Annotated in this window: 12 protein-coding genes; 4 read left to right on the top strand and 8 right to left on the bottom strand. The window is 69.4% G+C overall.

Features of this window, described 5'->3' with window-relative positions:
* Positions 1 to 20 precede the first annotated feature (20 nt).
* From PMI01_RS16080 to PMI01_RS16070, 3 genes are all read right to left on the bottom strand, one after another.
* Positions 21 to 1,226, bottom strand: coding sequence for a winged helix-turn-helix domain-containing protein (locus PMI01_RS16080; protein WP_007671058.1), 1,206 nt, complete (start codon positions 1,224 to 1,226; stop codon positions 21 to 23).
* Positions 1,227 to 1,262: 36 nt separating this feature from the next.
* Entirely contained in the window at positions 1,263 to 2,738 is a 1,476-nt protein-coding gene (locus PMI01_RS16075) for a tryptophan halogenase family protein (protein ID WP_007671057.1), read from the bottom strand.
* 104 nt (positions 2,739 to 2,842) lie between these two features.
* Positions 2,843 to 5,590, bottom strand: coding sequence for a TonB-dependent receptor (locus PMI01_RS16070; RefSeq protein ID WP_007671048.1), 2,748 nt, complete (start codon positions 5,588 to 5,590; stop codon positions 2,843 to 2,845).
* Positions 5,591 to 5,882: 292 nt separating this feature from the next.
* On the opposite strand from PMI01_RS16070, the gene PMI01_RS16065 reads away from it, so the two are divergent.
* On the top strand, positions 5,883 to 7,730 hold the full coding sequence (locus PMI01_RS16065) for an alpha-amylase family glycosyl hydrolase (RefSeq protein ID WP_007671045.1): 1,848 nt from the start codon (positions 5,883 to 5,885) through the stop codon (positions 7,728 to 7,730).
* Positions 7,727 to 9,352 (top strand): alpha-glucosidase, encoded by a 1,626-nt coding sequence (locus PMI01_RS16060; RefSeq protein ID WP_007671042.1) that lies wholly within the window; start codon positions 7,727 to 7,729, stop codon positions 9,350 to 9,352. Before PMI01_RS16065 ends, PMI01_RS16060 begins: the two co-directional genes overlap by 4 nt.
* A gap of 100 nt (positions 9,353 to 9,452) precedes the next feature.
* On the opposite strand, the gene PMI01_RS16055 is transcribed toward PMI01_RS16060, so the two are convergent.
* The gene (locus tag PMI01_RS16055) at positions 9,453 to 10,484 is read right to left on the bottom strand and encodes a LacI family DNA-binding transcriptional regulator (protein WP_085954878.1); all 1,032 of its coding nucleotides are present in this window, start codon (positions 10,482 to 10,484) and stop codon (positions 9,453 to 9,455) included.
* Between the two features lie 423 nt (positions 10,485 to 10,907).
* Here PMI01_RS16055 and PMI01_RS16050 point away from each other — a divergent pair, with 423 nt between their 5' ends.
* Both PMI01_RS16050 and PMI01_RS16045 read left to right on the top strand, forming a co-directional pair.
* Positions 10,908 to 12,449, top strand: a complete 1,542-nt coding sequence (locus tag PMI01_RS16050; RefSeq protein WP_007671031.1) for an MFS transporter — start codon at positions 10,908 to 10,910, stop codon at positions 12,447 to 12,449.
* A gap of 42 nt (positions 12,450 to 12,491) precedes the next feature.
* A complete protein-coding gene (locus PMI01_RS16045; protein WP_007671028.1) occupies positions 12,492 to 14,834 on the top strand; it encodes a glucan 1,4-alpha-glucosidase in 2,343 nt (780 codons plus the stop codon).
* Positions 14,835 to 14,968: 134 nt separating this feature from the next.
* On the opposite strand, the gene PMI01_RS16040 is transcribed toward PMI01_RS16045, so the two are convergent.
* From PMI01_RS16040 to cbiB, 4 genes are all read right to left on the bottom strand, one after another.
* On the bottom strand, positions 14,969 to 15,481 hold the full coding sequence (locus tag PMI01_RS16040; RefSeq protein ID WP_007671025.1) for a tyrosine phosphatase family protein: 513 nt from the start codon (positions 15,479 to 15,481) through the stop codon (positions 14,969 to 14,971).
* Entirely contained in the window at positions 15,478 to 16,236 is a 759-nt protein-coding gene (cobS, locus tag PMI01_RS16035; RefSeq protein WP_007671022.1) for an adenosylcobinamide-GDP ribazoletransferase, read from the bottom strand. Before cobS ends, PMI01_RS16040 begins: the two co-directional genes overlap by 4 nt.
* Complete coding sequence (gene cobT, locus PMI01_RS16030) at positions 16,236 to 17,270, bottom strand: nicotinate-nucleotide--dimethylbenzimidazole phosphoribosyltransferase (RefSeq protein ID WP_007671019.1); 1,035 nt, start codon at positions 17,268 to 17,270, stop codon at positions 16,236 to 16,238. The genes cobS and cobT overlap by 1 nt, the downstream gene beginning before the upstream one ends.
* Positions 17,271 to 17,299: 29 nt before the next feature.
* Positions 17,300 to 18,184: adenosylcobinamide-phosphate synthase CbiB (cbiB, locus tag PMI01_RS16025; protein WP_007671017.1), on the bottom strand; the 885-nt coding region annotated here is incomplete at its 5' end.

Genomic DNA, 18,184 nt, shown 5'->3' with positions numbered 1-18,184 from the left:
TAGGCCCTGGCGGGCCAAAGTCAATCTCTGGCTATGGCGGCGTCCAGGGCGGGCGCCAGATCGCCGCTGGAGGCGACGGCGACCCCGTCGAGGCCGAGCCAATCGGCCATCAGGGCCAGCTCGACCGCGAGGGCCGCCGGGGTTCGCGCGTTGGCGGCCGGCTCGCGATGGGCCGACATCACCCGCAGGACGCCGGCCTTGCGATCGGCCTTCAGATCGACCCGGGCGGTGATCGCCTCGCCCTGCAGGAACGGCAGCACATAGTAGCCGTGGGTGCGTTTGTGGGCCGGGGTGTAGATCTCCAACCGTATGCGGACGTCGAACAGGCGCTCGGCCCGTTCGCGAAACCAGATCAGGTTGTCGAACGGCGAGAGCAGGGCGTTGGTCCGGACGCCGCGCGGGCGGCGGGCGTCCGGGGCCAGATAGGCCGGTTCGCTCCAGCCCTCCACCGCGACCGGGATCAGGTCGCCGGCCTCGACCAGTTGCGCGACGCCGCGCCGGGCGTCGGCTAGGCCCATGCGGAAATAGTCGCGCAGGTCACGCGCGGTGGCCACCCCCATGGCCCGCGCCGCGCGGCCCAGCAGGATGCGATGCGCCTCTTCGCGCGACGGCGTCGGGGCCGACCAGATGGCCGGCGGCAGGACCTTTTCCGGCAGGCCATAGACCCGCTCGAAGGTTCCCCGCCGGGTGGCGGTGGTCAGCTCGCCGGCCCAGAACAGGCATTCGGTCGCCCGCTTGGCCTCGCTCCAGCCCCACCAGCCGCCCTGGCCGCGCGCGCCCAGGTCCAGTTCGCCGGCCGACAGCGGGCCCCGTTCGTGGATCGCCGCCAGCGCCTTGTCGATGAACGGCCGGTGGCCGGCCAGGAAGGCCGCGACGCCCTTCCACACGCCGACGCCTGCCCGCGCGTCGTCCATCCGCCAGCGCAGCAGCGGTTGCAGGTCGAGCGGCATCAGCGAGGCCTCGTGGCCCCAATATTCCAGGAGCGCCGGCTTCTTGCCCCAGGCCAGGTCCTCGAGCAGCGGCCGTGGATAGGCGCCCAGGCGCGAGAACAGCGGCAGGTAGTGCGAGCGCGAGACGACATTGACCGAGTCGATCTGCAGCAGGGCCAGGCGCTCGATCGTCGCGATCAGGTGGCGGCGGGACGGCTGGGCGGGACGCTTGTCGGCGAAGCCCTGCGCGGCCAGGGCGATGCGGCGGGCTTGCTTGTGGGACAGGGTCTCGACCATGGCTGGAGTGAGCATGGCCGTGGGGGTGGTGGCAAGCTAGCGGACCGCGCATTGCTGACGGATGAAGTCAGCATGGTCGGGCAGGGCGCCGGCCGCGTCGGCGGTGATCTTGCGCAGGTCGGCCAGGAACCCCTCAAGCTGGGCGCCGGACACTAGGTCGGTCATCGGATGACAGCCTCGCGGCTCGACGCCCTGGCCCAGCAGCACCTGCAGCCAACTGGTCTCGAAGAACAGGTCCTCGGGTTCACGGAACAGCCGGCCGTGGGCGCGGAAGATCTCGACCTTGCGGGCCAGTTCGCTGGGGATCGCCATGTCGCGGCAGGCCGTCCAGAACGGCTCGGACCGCTGGTTGGCCCAGTAGTGCAGCACCAGGAAGTCGCGGATGCGTTCGAACTCCAGCCCAGCCTGGCGGTTGTATTCGTCGATGTCGGCCTGGGCGAAACCCTGGTCGGGGAAGAGGTTGAGCAGGCGCGACAGGCCCGACTGGATCAGGTGGATGCTGGTCGATTCCAGCGGCTCCATGAAGCCGCTGGCCAGGCCCAGGGCCACGACGTTGCGGTTCCAGAACGCCTTGCGGCGGCCGGTGACGAACTTCAGCAGGCGCGGCTCGGCCAGCGGCTCGCCCTCGAGATTGGCCATCAGGGTCGCGGTGGCCTCGTCCTCGCTGACATAGCGGCTGCAGAACACGTGGCCGTTGCCGGTGCGGTGCTGCAGCGGAATGCGCCACTGCCAGCCGGCGGGCCGGGCGATCGCCTGGGTGTAGGGCCGCAGGGGGCCGGTCGAGGCGGTCGGCACGGCCACGGCGCGGTCGCAGGGCAGCAGGTGGGACCAGTCGTCGTAGCCGGTCTTCAGCGCCTGCTCGATCAGCACGCCGCGGAAACCCGAGCAGTCGATGAACAGGTCGCCGCCCACGGCCTCGCCGCGCTCCAGGGTCACCGATTCCACGAAGCCGTCGGGCTCGCGCAGCGTCGCGCCCAGGATCTTGCCCTCCGTGCGAACTACGCCGAGCCGCTCGGCATGGGCGCGCAGGTAGCGGGCATAGAGCGCGGCGTCGAACTGGAAGGCGTAGGCCAGGCCCGGCTGGCGGTCGAAGCGGTTGGCCTTGGCCGCCGCGCCGTTCAGCGAATAGGCCCAGAAGTCGCTGGTCCCGCCGCCCTGGCGATGCTTCAGCCAGTATTGGTGGAAGTTGACCATGCCGAGGTCGCGGCCGACGCCGCCGAAGGCGTGGAGGTAGGCGTGGCCCGGGCGGGTCCAGCCGACGAACTCGATGCCCAGCTTGAAGGTGCCCTGGGTCTGGCGGATGAAGTCGTCCTCATCCAGGCCCAGCAGGCCGTTGAACAGCTTGATCTGCGGGATGGTGGCCTCGCCGACCCCGACCGTGCCGATCTCGTCGGACTCGACCAGGCGGATGGAGACCAGCGGCCCCAGCGCCTTGGCCAGGGCGGCGGCGGCCATCCAGCCGGCCGTTCCGCCGCCGACGATCACCACCTGGCTGATGCGATTGTCGCCCATGCCGCCTCCAGCGCTCCGGTCAGCTCGCTCCTGATCATCCTAGACAAAAGAAGCCCCCGTCGGAGCAGGCCGGGCAGGGGCTTTCAGTTGGGGGGATGGTTCGATCAGAACTTGTAGTTCAGGCCCACAAGATAGGTCCGGCCGTAGGTCTGGTAGTCGATGACCTGCCGCTCGTCGTAGTTCTGGTAGGTGACGAACGGCTCGTTGTTCAGGTTGTTGACCTGGAACAGCGCCGACAGGCCTTCCAGCGGACCACTGTTGAAGGTGTAGCCGATCTGGCTGTCGATGATGGTCTCGTCCTTGACCATCCGGTACTGGCGACCGTTGCCGAACGCCGAGACCTCGCCCAGGAACTTCGAGCGGTAGCGGTCGCTGACCCGGAACGAGAAGCCGTTCTTCTCGTAATAGACGGTCAGGTTGCCGACATATTTCGACAGACCGGGGATCGGCTGGGCCGGATCGCTGGCGTTGGGCTGGATCTTGCTGTCGGTATAGGAGGCGCTGAAGGTGGCGCCGAAGCCGTCCAGGATCGGGTGGACCAGGGAGCCGGGGATCGAGGCGGTGAACTCCGCGCCCTTGATCGAGCCGCCCTGGCCGTTCTGCGGAACGGTCAGGTAGCCCTGCCGCAGAACCGGTTCGCCCAGCGTGCTGCCGGTCGGATAGCCGGTGAAGTCGACCAGGACCCGCTCGTCATAAACGTAGGTCTTGAGGTCCTTGTAGAAGGCCGCCAGCGAGACATAGGCCTGACGGCCGAAGTACTTCTCGTAGGAGACGTCGAAGGTGTCGGCCCGCCAGGGCTCGAGTTCCGGATTGCCGGCGCTGCCGCCCCACGGCGAGGAGTCCAGCGTGGTCTGGTTACGCAGGCTCTCGTTGTACGAATAGTTCGAACTGGCGCGCATCTGGTCCATGCGCGGCCGCGCCAGGGTGCGGGCGACAGCGAAGCGTAGCGTCTGGTCGTTGCTCAGGTGGAACTGCACGTTCGCGCTGGGCAGGAAGTCGATATATTCCTTGCCGCCGGACAGCGGGCGCTGGACGGTGGTCGCGCCGCTGGTCGAGGCGCCGACCGCCGACGAGCTCTGGTCTGTGTTGACCAGCTGGAAGCCGAAGTTGCCGGTCACCGGCACGTCGCCGACCTGGGTGTCGAGATTGGCCTTCAGATAGCCGACGAGGACCTTCTCCTCCACCTGCCAGCTCTTGATCAGCACGTCGGCGTGCGGATTGCGGGTCAGGTTGTAGGCGCCGCTGGCCACCAGGGCGAACGGGTCGTAGCTGACCATGCCCGGGATGCCGATGAAGTCGAGCGAGGTGGAGCCGAGGATGGCCGAGGCCGGGATCGACACCGGACCCGGCGCGCCCTTGGCGCTCAGGAACCACTCGTCATTGACCAGTTCCTTGCTGCGCTCGCTGTAGTTCACCCCGAACTCGATGCTGCCGAGGCCGTCGTCCAGGTTGCGCTTGGCGCTGAAGCGGGCGGCCTTCAGCTCGTCCTCGATGGTCGGTTTGTTGAGGTAGCCGTCCTGGCCGCCGGGCACCACGTCGCCGCCCCAGCCCTGCGGGCTGGTCAGCTTGATCAAGTTGGGGTCGGCGTAGTTCAGCTGCGACTTGAACTGGGCCACGCCGTGGCCGTCCACGGTGAAGCCCAGGGTGTCGAGGGCGCCGGCGGGGCCGCGGCCCGTGCCGGAATAGGTTTCGAGAATCTGGTCGGTCCGCTCGACCTTCGAATAGCTGAGGTCGCTGTCCAGGACCCATTCGTCGCCGACCTTCAGCTCGTTGTTCCAGCCCAGCGAGGTGATCTTGGCCTTGCGGTCGTTGCCGTCGTTGCGGACCACGCCCTTGACGTTGGAGAACGTGCCCGCCGTGACGAAGCCGTTCGCGGTCTGGGTGTTCGACAGAACCGGCGCGGGGCGCGTTCCATCGCCGCCGCCCCAGGCCAGGGGCAGTTCGATGCCGCGCAGGATCTGGCGGTTCTTGAACTCCGAGTAGAAGACGTCGAGGGTCGAGGAGAAGTTGTCGGTGGGCTTGAATTCCAGCACGCCCATGACGCCGTCGCGCTTCAGTTCGCTCGACATCACATAGGGTTTGGCCCCGCCCAGGACCAAGGCGCCCGCGCCGGTGGTCGGATAGCCCCAGGCGTTCCAGCGCTCGGCCTGGTAGGGCGATTCCATGTGGGCGTAGCCGATGGCCAGGCCCAGCTTACCGTCCATGAACTGGTCGATATAGGAGATGCTGACGCGGTTGCCGTGGTCGGTGGTGCCGGCGTTCAGGGCGCCGATGTCGTTCCATTCGTAGCGCGCGCCGACCGCGAAGGCCCGCTTGCCGTAGGTCAGCGGGCGCACGGTGCGCATGTCGACCGTGCCGGCCAGGCCCTGGCCGATCAGGCCGGCGTCCGGGGTCTTGTAGACCACGACGCCGCTGAGCAGTTCCGATGGATACTGGTCGAACTCGACGCCGCGGTTGTCGCCGGTCGAGACCTGTTCGCGGCCGTTCAGCAGGGCGGTGGTGAAGTCGGGCGCCAGGCCGCGGATGCTGATCACCTGGCCGCGGCCGTCGAGGCGCTGGGCGGTCAGCCCGGGCAGGCGGGCGATGGATTCGGCGATCGAGACGTCCGGCAGCTTGCCGATGTCTTCGGCCGAGATCGCCTCGACGATCGAGCTGGAGGACTTCTTCAGGGAGATCGCGCCCTCGATGCCGGCGCGGATGCCGGTGACGGTGATTTCCTCGACGGTGTCGGAACTGGGCGCCTGAGCGGCGTCCTGCGCGTGGACCGCGCCGGCGGTCGAAAGCAGCAGCACCAGCCCCGTGGCCGCACCGCCCATCAGTCGCGCACGGCGCGGCGTGAAACTCGACGTCATGAGATCCTCCCTCCCTAAGGCTCTCGCGGTTGCGCCGCGATGATCCAGGTTTCGTTCCGCAAATTACTGCAAATTGCTGCAACCAATGCAACTGCAAAAATGGACAAAATGTCATGCGCGGTTTTTTGGGTGCGCCTGCCTGGTCGCGGCGTCGGGGTGTGATCGGTCGAATTCAGGGCGTTCTAGGGGTGATGACCGCGATTGACAGTTTGGGGTCGATTTTGCAAATCTATGCAAACAAGTGAACCGACGTGCAATCGATCGGTGTTCGACCAGGGTGGAGGCCAAGGGCATGCGAATCCGCGAGGCGCGACGGCAGCGATGGATGGGGGCGGCGGCGATCCTCGTCCTGGCGCTCACCGCCGGCGCGGCGCAGGCCAGGACGCCTTCGGCGAGCGCCGCCGACGCCTATCGCGCCCGCGCTCCGCAGGATGAAGTGATCTATTTCGTCCTGCCCGACCGCTTCGCCAACGGCGATCCGCGCAACGATCGCGGCGGCCTGACCGGCGATCGGCTGAAGACCGGCTACGACCCGGCCGACAAGGGGTTCTACCATGGGGGAGACCTGCAGGGGCTGACCGCCAGGCTTGACTACATCCAGGGCCTGGGCGCGACCACGATCTGGCTGGGGCCGATCTTCCGCAACAAGCCGGTGCAGGGGCCGTCCGGCCAGGAGTCGGCCGGCTATCACGGCTACTGGATCACCGACTTCACCGACGTGGATCCGCACTTCGGCACGCGGGCCCAGTTGAAGACCTTCGTCGACGCCGCCCATGCGCGCGGGATGAAGGTCTATCTGGACATCGTCGCCAACCACACCGCCGACGTGATCCAGTATCGCAATTGCCCGGCCGCCGGCTGCGACTATCGCTCGAAGGCCGACTATCCCTATGTCCGCAAGGGCGGACCACGGGGCGCGGCGATCAACGACGGCTTCCTGGGCGACCAGGCGGGCCGGCAGACGGCCGGGAACTTCGAGCGCCTGACGCGGCCCGACTTTGCCTACGAACCCTACGTCCCCAAGGGGGAGGAAACGGTCAAGGCTCCGGCCTGGCTGAACGACCCGATCTACTACCACAACCGCGGCAACAGCCGTTTCGCCGGCGAGAGCTCGACCTATGGCGATTTCGCCGGCCTGGACGACCTGGCCACCGAAAACCCGCGCGTGGTGCGGGGCTTCATCGACATCTATGGCCAGTGGATCGACGACTTCGGGATCGACGGCTATCGGATCGACACGGCTCGCCACGTGAACCCGGAGTTCTGGCAGGCCTTCGTGCCGGCCATGCTGGCCCGGGCCAAGGCGCGGGGCATCCCCAATTTCCACGTCTTCGGCGAGGTCAACGAGACCGAACCGGGCATGCTGGCCAAGTTCACCCGGGTGGACGGCTATCCGGCTGTGCTCGACTTCGCCTTCCAGGCCACGGCGACCGACGTGGTCAACGGCAAGGTCGGCACCGACCGGCTGGCGAAGCTGTTCAGCCAGGACGCGCTCTATCAGGGCGGCGAGGCGGCGGCGTTGCAACTGCCGACCTTCCTGGGCAATCACGACATGGGCCGCATCGGCCACTTCGTGCGCGCCGCCCATCCCGAGGCTTCGAGCGACGAGTTGTCCAAGCGCGTGACCCTGGCCCACGCCCTGCTGATGTTCACGCGCGGCGCGCCGGTGATCTACTACGGCGACGAGCAGGGTTTCACCGGCAAGGGCGGGGACCGGGACTCCCGTCAGGACATGTTCCCCGGCCAGGCGATCGGCGACGGCGACATTCTGATCGGCGGGGCGTCGGCGGCGGGCGACCACTTCAGGACGGACGGGGCGCTGTACCAGGCGATCTCGGCCATGGCCCGGCTGCGCGCCGCCGACCCGGCCCTGCGCGGCGGCCGACAGGTCGTCCGGGCTTCCGACGACAAGCCGGGCCTGTTGGCGATCTCCAGAACGGCCGGTTCCGGGGGCGAGACCCTGGTGGTGTTCAACACCGGCCAGACGCCGATCGCCGCCCAGGTCGAGGTCGACGCGACCTCGCGGGCCTGGCGCGCGGTTCACGGATCCTGCGCGGCGACCGCCACGGCGCCGGGCAGCTATCGGGTCGAGATCGGCCCGCTCGACTACATCATTTGCGTATCGGAGGGTGGCCAGTGACGGTCGAGACTCTTTTCAAGCCGGCCATCGACCCGGCTTTCGACCGAGACTGGTGGCGTGGGGCGGTGATCTACCAGATCTATCCGCGCAGCTTCGCCGACTCCAACGGCGACGGCGTGGGCGACCTGCCGGGCGTCACGGCCCATCTCGAGCACGTCGCGTCGCTGGGCGTGGACGCCATCTGGCTGTCGCCCTTCTTCACCTCACCGATGAAGGATTTCGGCTACGACGTTTCGAACTACGAGGACGTGGATCCCATATTCGGCACGCTGGCCGACTTCGATCGCCTGATCGACAAGGCCCACGCCCTGGGCCTGAAGGTGATCATCGACCAGGTGTTCTCGCATACCTCCGACGAGCACCCCTGGTTCAAGGCCAGCCGCGAGGATCGCACCAATCCGCACGCCGACTGGTACGTCTGGGCCGACGCCAAGCCGGATGGCTCGCCGCCCAGCAACTGGCAGTCGGTGTTCGGCGGCCCGTCCTGGACCTGGGACGCCCGGCGCCGGCAGTACTACCTGCACAACTTCCTGTCGGCCCAGCCCGACCTCAACGTCCACAACCGCGACGTCCAGGACGCGCTGATCGCCACCTCGCGGTTCTGGCTGGAGCGCGGGGTCGACGGTTTCCGCTTCGACGCGATCAATTTCGCGATGCACGACCAGAATCTGACCGACAATCCGCCGATCCTGGACGGCGGCGGCAAGCGCAACCGGCCGTTCGACTTCCAGCACCACCTCCACAACCAGTCGCACGCCGACATTCCGGCTTTCCTGACTCGGCTGCGCCAACTGGGGGAGTCCTACGGTGGCCGCTTCATGGTGGCTGAGGTCGGGGGCGAGCAGGCCGAGAGCGAGATGAAGCTCTACACCCAGGGCCCGGACCGCCTGCACAGCGCCTATGGCTTCCTCTATCTCTACGCCGACACGCTGAGCCCGGATCTGTTCCGCCAGGGCGCGGCCATGTGGCCGGGCGCGGAAGGGCAGGGCTGGCCGTCGTGGACCTTCTCCAACCACGACGCGCCCCGCGCCGTGTCGCGCTGGACCCAGGGGCGCGACCCCAGGGCCTTCGCCGACATGGCCTTGCTGCTGCTGGTCGCCCTGCGCGGCAATGTCTTCATCTATCAGGGCGAGGAACTGGGCCTGCCCCAGGCCGAGGTGCCCTATGACCGGCTGCGGGACCCCGAGGCCATCGCCAACTGGCCCGAGACGCTCGGTCGCGACGGGGCCCGCACGCCGATGCCGTGGGTGGCCGTCGCCGCCCACACCGGATTCTCCAAGGTCGAGCCCTGGCTGCCGATCGATCCGTCGCACATCGACCTGTCGGTCGATCGCCAGGAGCGCGACCCCGACTCCACCCTGAACCTGGCCCGTCGGGTCATCGCCCTGCGCCGCGCCTTGCCCGGCCTGCGCACCGGCGACATGACCCTGGTCGAGGCGCCCGAGCCGTTGCTGGTCTTCAAGCGCGGGGAGGGGGCGGAGCAGGTGCTGTGCGCCTTCAACCTGGGTTTCGAGGCTGCGGCCTGGGCCCTGCCGGCGGGCTGGCGGATCGTCGAGAGCGTCAACCTGGCGGGGGAGGGCGCGCTGCCGCCGATGGCGGGGCTGGTGGCCGTGAAAGGCTAGGGCCTCCCCCAGTGGGGGAGGCGATCGCGAAGCGATCGGTGGGGGGAGTTCTAGGAAAGTCGACCTGGGTTGTGGTCGACGTCCGACCACTCCCCCGATCCTACCCCCCGCACGACTCCCGAATGATCAGGTCCGTCGGCACCCGTTCCGAGCGGCTGGCCCCCTGGCCGCTGGCGTCCAGCAGCTTGGACACCATCAGTCGGCCCGCCTTGGCGGTGTCCTGCGAGATGGTGCTGAGCGCTGGGCTGGAATAGCGCGCGAACGGCACGTCGTCATAGCCGATCACCGAGACGTCGCGCGGCGCCGACAGGCCCGCGTGCTGCAGGGCGCGGATGGCGCCCAGGGCGATCAGGTCGGAGGCGGCGACCACGCCGTCGAACTTCACGCCGCGCTGGATCAGCGAGTCGACGCTGGCCTCGGCGGACTCCACCTCGAAATGGGCCGGCACGATCAGTTCGGGATCGACGCCGAGGCCGAACTGCTCGACGGCGTCGAGATAGCCGCGGTGGCGCTGCATGGCCTCGGGAGCCTCGGTGTCGCCCAGGAAGACGATGCGCTTGCGGCCCAGGCGGGCCAGGTGCAGCGTCGCGCGCTTGGCCCCCAATGGGTTGTCCGAGCCCACCGAACAGTAGTCCTGGTCCGGAAGCTGCGCGCCCCAGACCACGAAGCGGCCCTCGGTTTCGGCCAGGCGGTTGAAGGCGGTGTGCAGCCAGCTCTGGCCCAGGAAGATCACCCCGTCGGCCCGGCTGGTGGTCATGGCCACCGACAGGTCCTCGAAGCTGGTGGGGGCCACGTGGCTGATGACCAGGTCGCAGCCGCGCTCGCGCGCCGCCTCGCCGACGCCGGCCAGCAGTTCCAGGAAGAACGGGTCGGACAGGCGTCCCTCGCGGCCCTGCGGGCGCGGCACGACGATGGCGATGGTGCCCTCGGCGCCGATGGGGCCGGCCGGCATGTAGCGGCGGAACGGATAGTCCATCTCCCGCGCCAGCTTCCAGATCAGCTGCTTGGTGCGGGTGTTGACGGCCGGGCTGTCGTTGAGCGCCCGCGACGCCGTGGAGATCGACACGCCGGCCAGTTTGGCCAGATCCTCAAGCCGCGTCGCGCCCTTGCTCACCTTGCCCCCGCCTCGAATGCAAACTTTGTCGCAAACCTTTTCAGAGGCTTCTTAACGCATCGCGCGCGGTGATTGGCAAGTGCCAGGCTTGGCCGTTCGGAAGGGGCCTGCGGAAGTCACCGCGTTCGCATCCGGGGCGGAGGCGTTGGTCGAATGGCGCGCGCGGCCGTCAACCGGGCCCTGGCGTTCGTTGGTCGAATGTGAAGGTCTTGAAAATTACTGCAAATAACTGGCAATTCTGGAAGCGCAAAACCCTATGAGGCTTGATCTTTCGGAACCTAGGGAGTCCGCGAGGTGGGCCAAATGGACCGGTATTTCCTTGCTGTGACGGAAAAACTTCGTTGCGAACCACCGTCCCTCATGCGCAAATGCGTCGTGACAAGGCGCTGAAAAAATTTGCGCAACCGCTTCGGTTCAACGAGGCGTCGACCAGGGGGAGCGATGACCAGGACCCGGCTGAACTTCTTCCAGATCTGGAACATGTGCTTCGGGTTCTTCGGGATCCAGATCGGCTTTGGCCTGCAGAACGCCAACACCAGCCGCATCTTCCAGACCCTCGGCGCCAATGTCGACGACCTGGCGATCCTGTGGATCGCGGCGCCGGCCACCGGCCTGCTGGTCCAGCCGATCATCGGCTATCTCAGCGACCGCACCTGGGGGCGGCTCGGCCGTCGGCGGCCCTATTTCCTCTGGGGCGCGCTGGCGACCACGGCCGCGCTGGTGGTCATGCCCAACGCCCCGGCGCTGTGGATCGCCGCCTCGGCGCTGTGGATCATGGACGCCTCGATCAACATCACCATGGAGCCGTTCCGCGCCTTCGTCGGCGACAACCTGCCTGACGAGCAGCGCACCACCGGCTACGCCATGCAGAGCTTCTTCATCGGGCTGGGCGCGGTCCTGGCCTCGGCCCTGCCGTGGATGCTGACCCACTGGTTCTCGGTCAGCAACGTCGCGCCCGCCGGCGGCGTGCCGCCTTCGGTGCGCATGGCCTTCTACGTCGGCGGCGCGGGCCTGCTGCTTTCGGTGCTGTGGACCGTGTTCACGACCCGCGAATACAGCCCCGACCAGCTCGCGGCCTTCGAGGCGGCCGACCGGGCGCGCAAGGGCGAGCCGGAACCGGCGGCGGACGCCGGCGCGGGCCGCACCGCCAGGGCCTACGTCCTGGGCGGCGCGCTGTGGACGGCGATCGGCCTGGTCCTGGTCGCCGGCATCGCGGCGCTGAAGCTGGAGAAGGAGCTCTACGTTCTGGCCGCCCTGGTCGGCGGCTTCGGCCTGGCCCAGCTGGCGGCCGCGGCGTTGAAGCGGAACGGGGCGACGCGGCGCGGCTTCTCTGGGGGCTTCGCGGAGATCATCGAGGACCTGTTCCGCATGCCCGCCACCATGAAGCAGCTGGCGGTGGTGCAGTTCTTCTCGTGGTTTGGCCTGTTCGCCATGTGGATCTACACCACCTCGGCGGTCACCGCCCACCACTACCACACCACCGACACCGCCTCCCGGGCCTATAACGACGGCGCCGACTGGGTGGGGGTGCTGTTCGCCGCCTATAACGGCGTCGCGGCGATCGCCGCCCTGCTGATCCCGCTGATCGCCCGCGCCACCAGCCGCCGGTTGAGCCACGTCATCTGCCTGAGCCTGGGCGGCCTTGGCCTGCTGAGCTTCCCGTTCATCCGCGACCCCGTCCTGCTGTGGATCCCGATGGTCGGCGTCGGCTTCGCCTGGTCCTCGATCCTGTCGGCCCCGTACTCGATCCTGTCCGGCGCGCTGCCGGCCCGGAAGATGGGCGTCTATATGGGCATCTTCAATTTCTTCATCGTCATCCCGCAGCTGCTGGCCGCGACGATCCTGGGCCTGTTGGTCAAGACCTTCTTCGGCGGGGCGTCGATCTGGGCCCTGGTGGTGGGCGCGGCCGCGATGTTCGCCGCCGCCCTCTGCGTGTTCGCCGTCGACGACCCGGGCGAGCCCAAGGCGCTATCCAAGACCTGACATCCGTCCGCCAGGACATCGATCCTTTCACGAGGTAATTCCATGCGTTGCCTGAAGATTCTCGCCCTGGCCTCCGTGGCCGCGACCGCCCTGGGAGCCGCCGCCCACGCCGAGAGCCCGACCACCTGGGCCTATGCCGCCAAGACCGGGGTCGGCGCGTCCTACGAGGCCTATGTCGACGGCGCCTACAAGGATGGCGGCCCGACGGGCGCGGTGTCCAAGGTGTGGTTCTCGATCGCCGACGGCATGCTGACCGAGACCATGTACGGCCTGATCCACGAGGCCCAGATCAAGCAGATGCGCGTGGCGGTGAAGACCGCGACCGGCCTGGCCGTCGAGGGGACCGACACCACCACCAGGACCCAATACCTGCACGTCGACGCCGCCGGCCGTCCGCTGTCGCCCGCCTACAAGGTCACCACCACCGACAAGCTGGGGCGCTTCGAGATCGAGAAGCGGATCTTCACCGATCCCGATCGCAACGCCCTGTTCGTGCGGGTCACCGTCCGCGCCCTGAAGGGCCCGATCACGCCGTTCCTGGTGCTGGAGCCGCACATGGCCAACACCGGCGGCGGCGACGCGGGCGGCGCCTCTGCGGCGGCCCTGACCGCCAACGAGGGCAAGGCGTTCCTCAGCCTGAAGGGCGCCCGGCCGTTCGTCGCGGCAACGGTGTCCGACCTGGTCGACAACGACGCCCTGGTCCCGCTGAAGGGCGGCAAGCTGGCCGGCGGGGCCTCCACCGGCGACAAGCGCGGCGCCATCGTCCTGACCGCCCAATTGCCCGAGCAGGCCTCCGGCGAGACGACCTACGACCTGGCCATCGGCTTCGGCGGCGACGCGACCGCCGCCGACCAGGTCGCCTCGGCCACGCTGAAGACCGGCTATGACGAGGTCCTGGCCCGCTACAACGGCGAGGGCGACCGCGTCGGCTGGGAAGACTATCTGGCCTCGCTGACGCAGCTGCCCCGCCTGCGCGAAGCGTCGGAGGACGGCGGCAAGCTGGTCCAGGCCAGCGCCCTGATGCTGAAGGTGCAGGAGGACCGCACCTATGCCGGCGCCCTGATCGCTTCGCTGTCCAACCCGTGGGGCGACACGGTCGACGCCTCCAAGCCCTCGACTGGCTACAAGGCCGTCTGGCCGCGCGACTTCTACCAGTGCGCCATGGCCCTGGCGGCCCTGGGCGACAAGGACACCCCGCTGGCCGCCTTCCACTACCTGCCGCAGGTCCAGGTCAAGGCGACCACGCCGGGCAACACCGGGGTCGGCGGCTGGTTCCTGCAGAAGACCTGGGTGGACGGCACCACCGAATGGGTCGGGGTGCAGCTCGACCAGACCGCCATGCCGATCATGCTGGGCTGGAAGCTGTGGAAGCTGGGCTGGCTGCCCGAGGCCGACCTGAAGGCCTATTACGGCAGGATGATCAAGCCGGCGGCCGACTTCCTGGTCGACGGCGGCAAGGTCGGGGTGGGCTGGAACCATGAGACCATCAGGCCGCCCTACACCCAGCAGGAACGCTGGGAAGAGCAGGGCGGCTATTCGCCGTCGACCACGGCGGCGACCATCGCCGGCCTGGTCGTGGCCGGCGACATCGCGCAGCTGGCCGGCGACGCGGCCGGCGCGGCCCGCTATCGCCAGACCGCCGACGCCTATTCGGCCAAGGTCGAGGCGCGGATGTTCACCACCAAGGGGGCGTTCGGCGACGGCCAGTACTTCGTGCGCCTCAACAAGAACGAGGACCCCAACGACCACGGCCTGATCGACGCCGCCAACGGCCAGATCGCGCCGCCGGAGGACCAGGTGGTCGATGGCGGCTTCCTGGAGCTGGTGCGCTACGGCGTGCGCCGGGCCGACGATCCGCGCATCGTCGCCAGCCTGCCCGAGATGGACGACACCATCCGGCCCGACCTCTACCGCGTGCGCTACGACTTCAAGTTCCCGGGCGTCGAGGGCGAGTTCCCGGGCTGGCGGCGCTATGACGTCGACGGCTATGGCGAAGACGCCCAGACCGGCGCCAACTATGGCGTCGGTGGCAAGATGACCCCCGGCCAGCGCGGCCGCGTGTGGCCGATCTTCACCGGCGAGCGCGGCCATTACGAACTGGCCCTGGCCGGGGTGAAGGGCAAGCCCGACCCGGCGGCGGTCAAGGCGATCCGCGAGCGCTACGTCAAGGCCATGGAACTGTTCGCCAACGACGGCCTGCTGATCCCCGAACAGGTCTGGGACGGCATCGGCCCCAACCCGCACGGCTACGCGCGTGGCGAGGGCACGGACTCCGCCACGCCGCTGGCCTGGTCGCACGCCGAGTACGTCAAGCTGCTGCGCTCGGTCAGCGACGGCCAGGTGTGGGACAGCTATGCGCCGGTGGCGGCGCGGTATGGGCGATAGGCCGCTGGCGAAGACCCCCTCAGTCGCTCCGCGACAGCTCCCCCAGAGGGGGAGCATCTGGGCGAGCGCGGCCTAGATCCTCCCCCTCTGGGGGAGGTGGCCCGGAGGGCCGGAGGGGGCCTTGCCGCCGAATTCTAGCGCGGCGACAGCGCGAACAGCGCGCCCTCGAACGCATCCGCGCCCCGGCCGATGTCGGCGATCGCCGTCGACATCCGGCCATCGCGGCCCAGCGCTGTGTCGGCCAGGCTGACCAGCAGCGGGTTGGGCGTCGCATAGGGCGCGGCGGCGCGCAGGGCCTGGGCGATCTCCTGCTCGGCGCGTCCCGGCGCGCGCTGGCAGGCGATGATGAAGGCCGCCGCCGTCGAGCGGCTGACCCCGGCCCAGCAGTGGATCAGCATCGGCCGGGCGCCGTCCCAGGCCTCGGCGAAGGTCAGCAGCCTGTCGACCAGGGCGGCGTCGGGCGCGGTCAGTCCAGGCCGAGGCTCGGCGATGTCGTGAAAGGCCAGGCGCAGGCAGGCCTCTCCGGGTCCGGAGGCCGGCCAGGTCTCGACCGGCGAGGCCGGGGACAGCAGGCTGATCAGGTGCGAAGGCCGGTGCAGGGCGCGCGCCGCTTTCACCTGGCTGAGCGGACAGACCAGCAGGGTCATCGGGCCGCCAGCATGGCCGCCACGCCCAGCAGCACGCCGAGCTCGCAGACCTGTTCGATCCCGCCCAGGACGTCACCGGTATAGCCGCCGATCAACCGCCGGGCCGCCGCGGCCAGCAGGATGGCCAGCACGGCGCCGACCAGGGCGCCGATCAGGCCCGGCCAGCCGAGCAAGGCCAGGGGCCACAGGCCCAGCACGGCGGCGACCAGCAGTTCGCGCGGCCGCACGCCGTCCGGCGTCGGCTTGTATTTGGCGCTGGTCGGGTCGCTGACATGCGGTCCCCACATCATCACCGCGACCGCGGCGCTCCGCCCGGCGCCGTGCGCGGCGACCAGGGCGAGGGCGGCCGTCGCCAGGGGCAGTTGGGCCAAGGCGGCGACCTTGATCGCCAGGACCAGGCCCAGCGCCAGGACGCCATAGGTCCCGATCCGGCTGTCCTTCATGATCTCCAGGCGACGCTGCACGGTCTGGCCGCCGCCGAGGCCATCGGCCGTGTCGGCCAGGCCATCCTCGTGAAAGCCGCCGGTGATCAGCACGCCCGCGGCGACGGCCAGCAAGGCCGGCAGCGGGCCGCTCCACAGCTGGCCCGCCGCCAGCAGCGCTAAGGCGCAGACGCCGCCGACCAAGGTCCCGACCAGCGGAAAATAACGCGCGGCGCGGGTGATCCAGGCCGGTTCGAAATCGGCGAAGGACGGGACCGGCAGACGGGTCAGGAACTGCACGGCGCAAAGAAGCAGCTTGAGCTGGCGCGGCATCAACCGGGCCCGGCCAGGACCTCGGCCAGGTCGGCCACGTCGGTCAGCAGATTGGCGGCGGCGACCAGCAGCGGAGCGGCCAGGGCCGCGCCGGTGCCTTCGCCCAGCCGCAGGTCGAGGTCCAGCAGGGGGCGGACGCCCAGAGCCTGGAGCATCAGCGGATGGCCGCGCTCGGCCGAACCGTGGGCGAAGACGCAGTAGTCGAGGGCGTCCGGCGCCAGGCGCACGGCCGCCAGGGCCGCCGCCGTGCTGATGAAGCCGTCGATCAGCACCACCCGCCGCATCGACGCCGCGCCCAGCACGGCGCCGGCCATCATGGCGATCTCGCAGCCGCCGAATTCGCACAGTACGGCCAGGGGCGCGGTGGCGTCGGAGCGCTGGGCGGCGCGGGCGACGCCGGCGCGCTTGCGGGCCATGCCGTCGGCTCCGTGACCGGTGCCCTGGCCCACGCAATCGTCCAGCGGCGCGGGCGCCAGGCGGTGCATGATCAGCGCGGCCGACGAGCTGTTGCCGATGCCCATTTCGCCCAGGGCGATGACGTCGGCCCCGTCGGCGGCGGCCGACATGGCGATCTCGACGCCCTTGGCGATGGCCCGCAGGACCTCGTCCTGGGTCAGGGCCGGCTCGCGGGCGGCGTTGCGGGTTCCGCGGCGGATCTTGGCGGCGATCAGGTCGGGATGGGCCGGCAGGTCGGCGTCGACCCCGGCGTCGACCACGTGCACCTGGACGCCGGTGGCCTTGGCGAAGGCGCTGACGCTGGACCGGCCCGAGAGGTACAGGCCGACCATGGCGGCGGTGACGCTGGACGGATAGGCCGAGACGCCTTCGCTGGTCAGGCCGTGGTCGCCGGCGAAGACATAGAGGTCGGTCCGGGCGATGCGCGGGTCGAGGCGGTTCTGGATCAGGCCGATCCGCACCGCCAGGTCCTCGATCACGCCCAGCGAGCCGGGCGGCTTGGCCTTGCCGTCGAGGCGGGCGCGCAGAAGCGGCTCGAGCGCGGCGCTGACGGGCGTGATGTTCGGCAGGGCGGTCATGACGAGGTCCTGGATAGACGAAGAAGGGATCATCGGGCGAGCCCGACGACGAGGCCGATCATCAGGGGAATCAGCCACAGCAATATGCAGGCTCGGCGATAGAGGGTGAGACCGCGTTCGAGGTCCGAGGTCACCGGCGGCGAACCATCGCCGAAGACCGGCCGCGCGGTCGCGACGCCGTCATAGCGCGCCTCGCCGCCCAGTTGGACCCCCAAGGCTCCGGCCATGGCGGCTTCGGGCCAGCCGGCGTTGGGCGAAGCATGCAGGCCTGCGTCGCGGCGCATGATCCGCCAGCCGCGTCCTCCGGCCAGGACGATCAGGGCGCCGGCGAGGCGGGCGGGGATCAGGTTCATCAGGTCGTCGGTGCGCGCGGCGGCCCAGCCGAACATCCGCCAGCGCGGCTCCCTGTGGCCGATCAGGCTGTCGGCGGTGTTGACGCACTTGTAGGCGAAGAGGCCCGGCAAGCCGCCGACCAGCAACCAGAAGGCGGGCGCGACCACGCCGTCGTTGAAGCTCTCGGCCAGGCTCTCCAGGGCGGCGGCGGCGATCTGCTCGGCGTCGAGGTCGGCGGTGTCGCGACCGACGATCATGCCGACCGCCGCGCGGGCGGTCGGGAGGTCGCCGGCCCGCAGCGGCGCCGGGACGGCGGCGACGTGCTGGTGCAGGCTGCGCTGGGCCAGGCCGACCGTCGCGATCAGGGCGATGACCGCCAGACCCGGCCAGCTCCCGCCCAGCAGTCCATGCAGGATCGCGCCCAGCAGCCCTGCCGAACCGACCAGGACCACGACCACCGCGACACCCAGCAGGCGACGCCGGCCGTCGCTGAACGCCGGACGGTTCCAGCGCCGCTCCAGCCCCTCGATCACCGCCGCCGGCCAGGCCACCGGATGCGGCGCCAGGCGATGCAGCCAGGC

It is taken from the genome of Caulobacter sp. AP07 (assembly GCF_000281955.1).
Lineage (GTDB): Bacteria > Pseudomonadota > Alphaproteobacteria > Caulobacterales > Caulobacteraceae > Caulobacter.
This window is presented reverse-complemented; position numbering and strand designations above follow the sequence as displayed.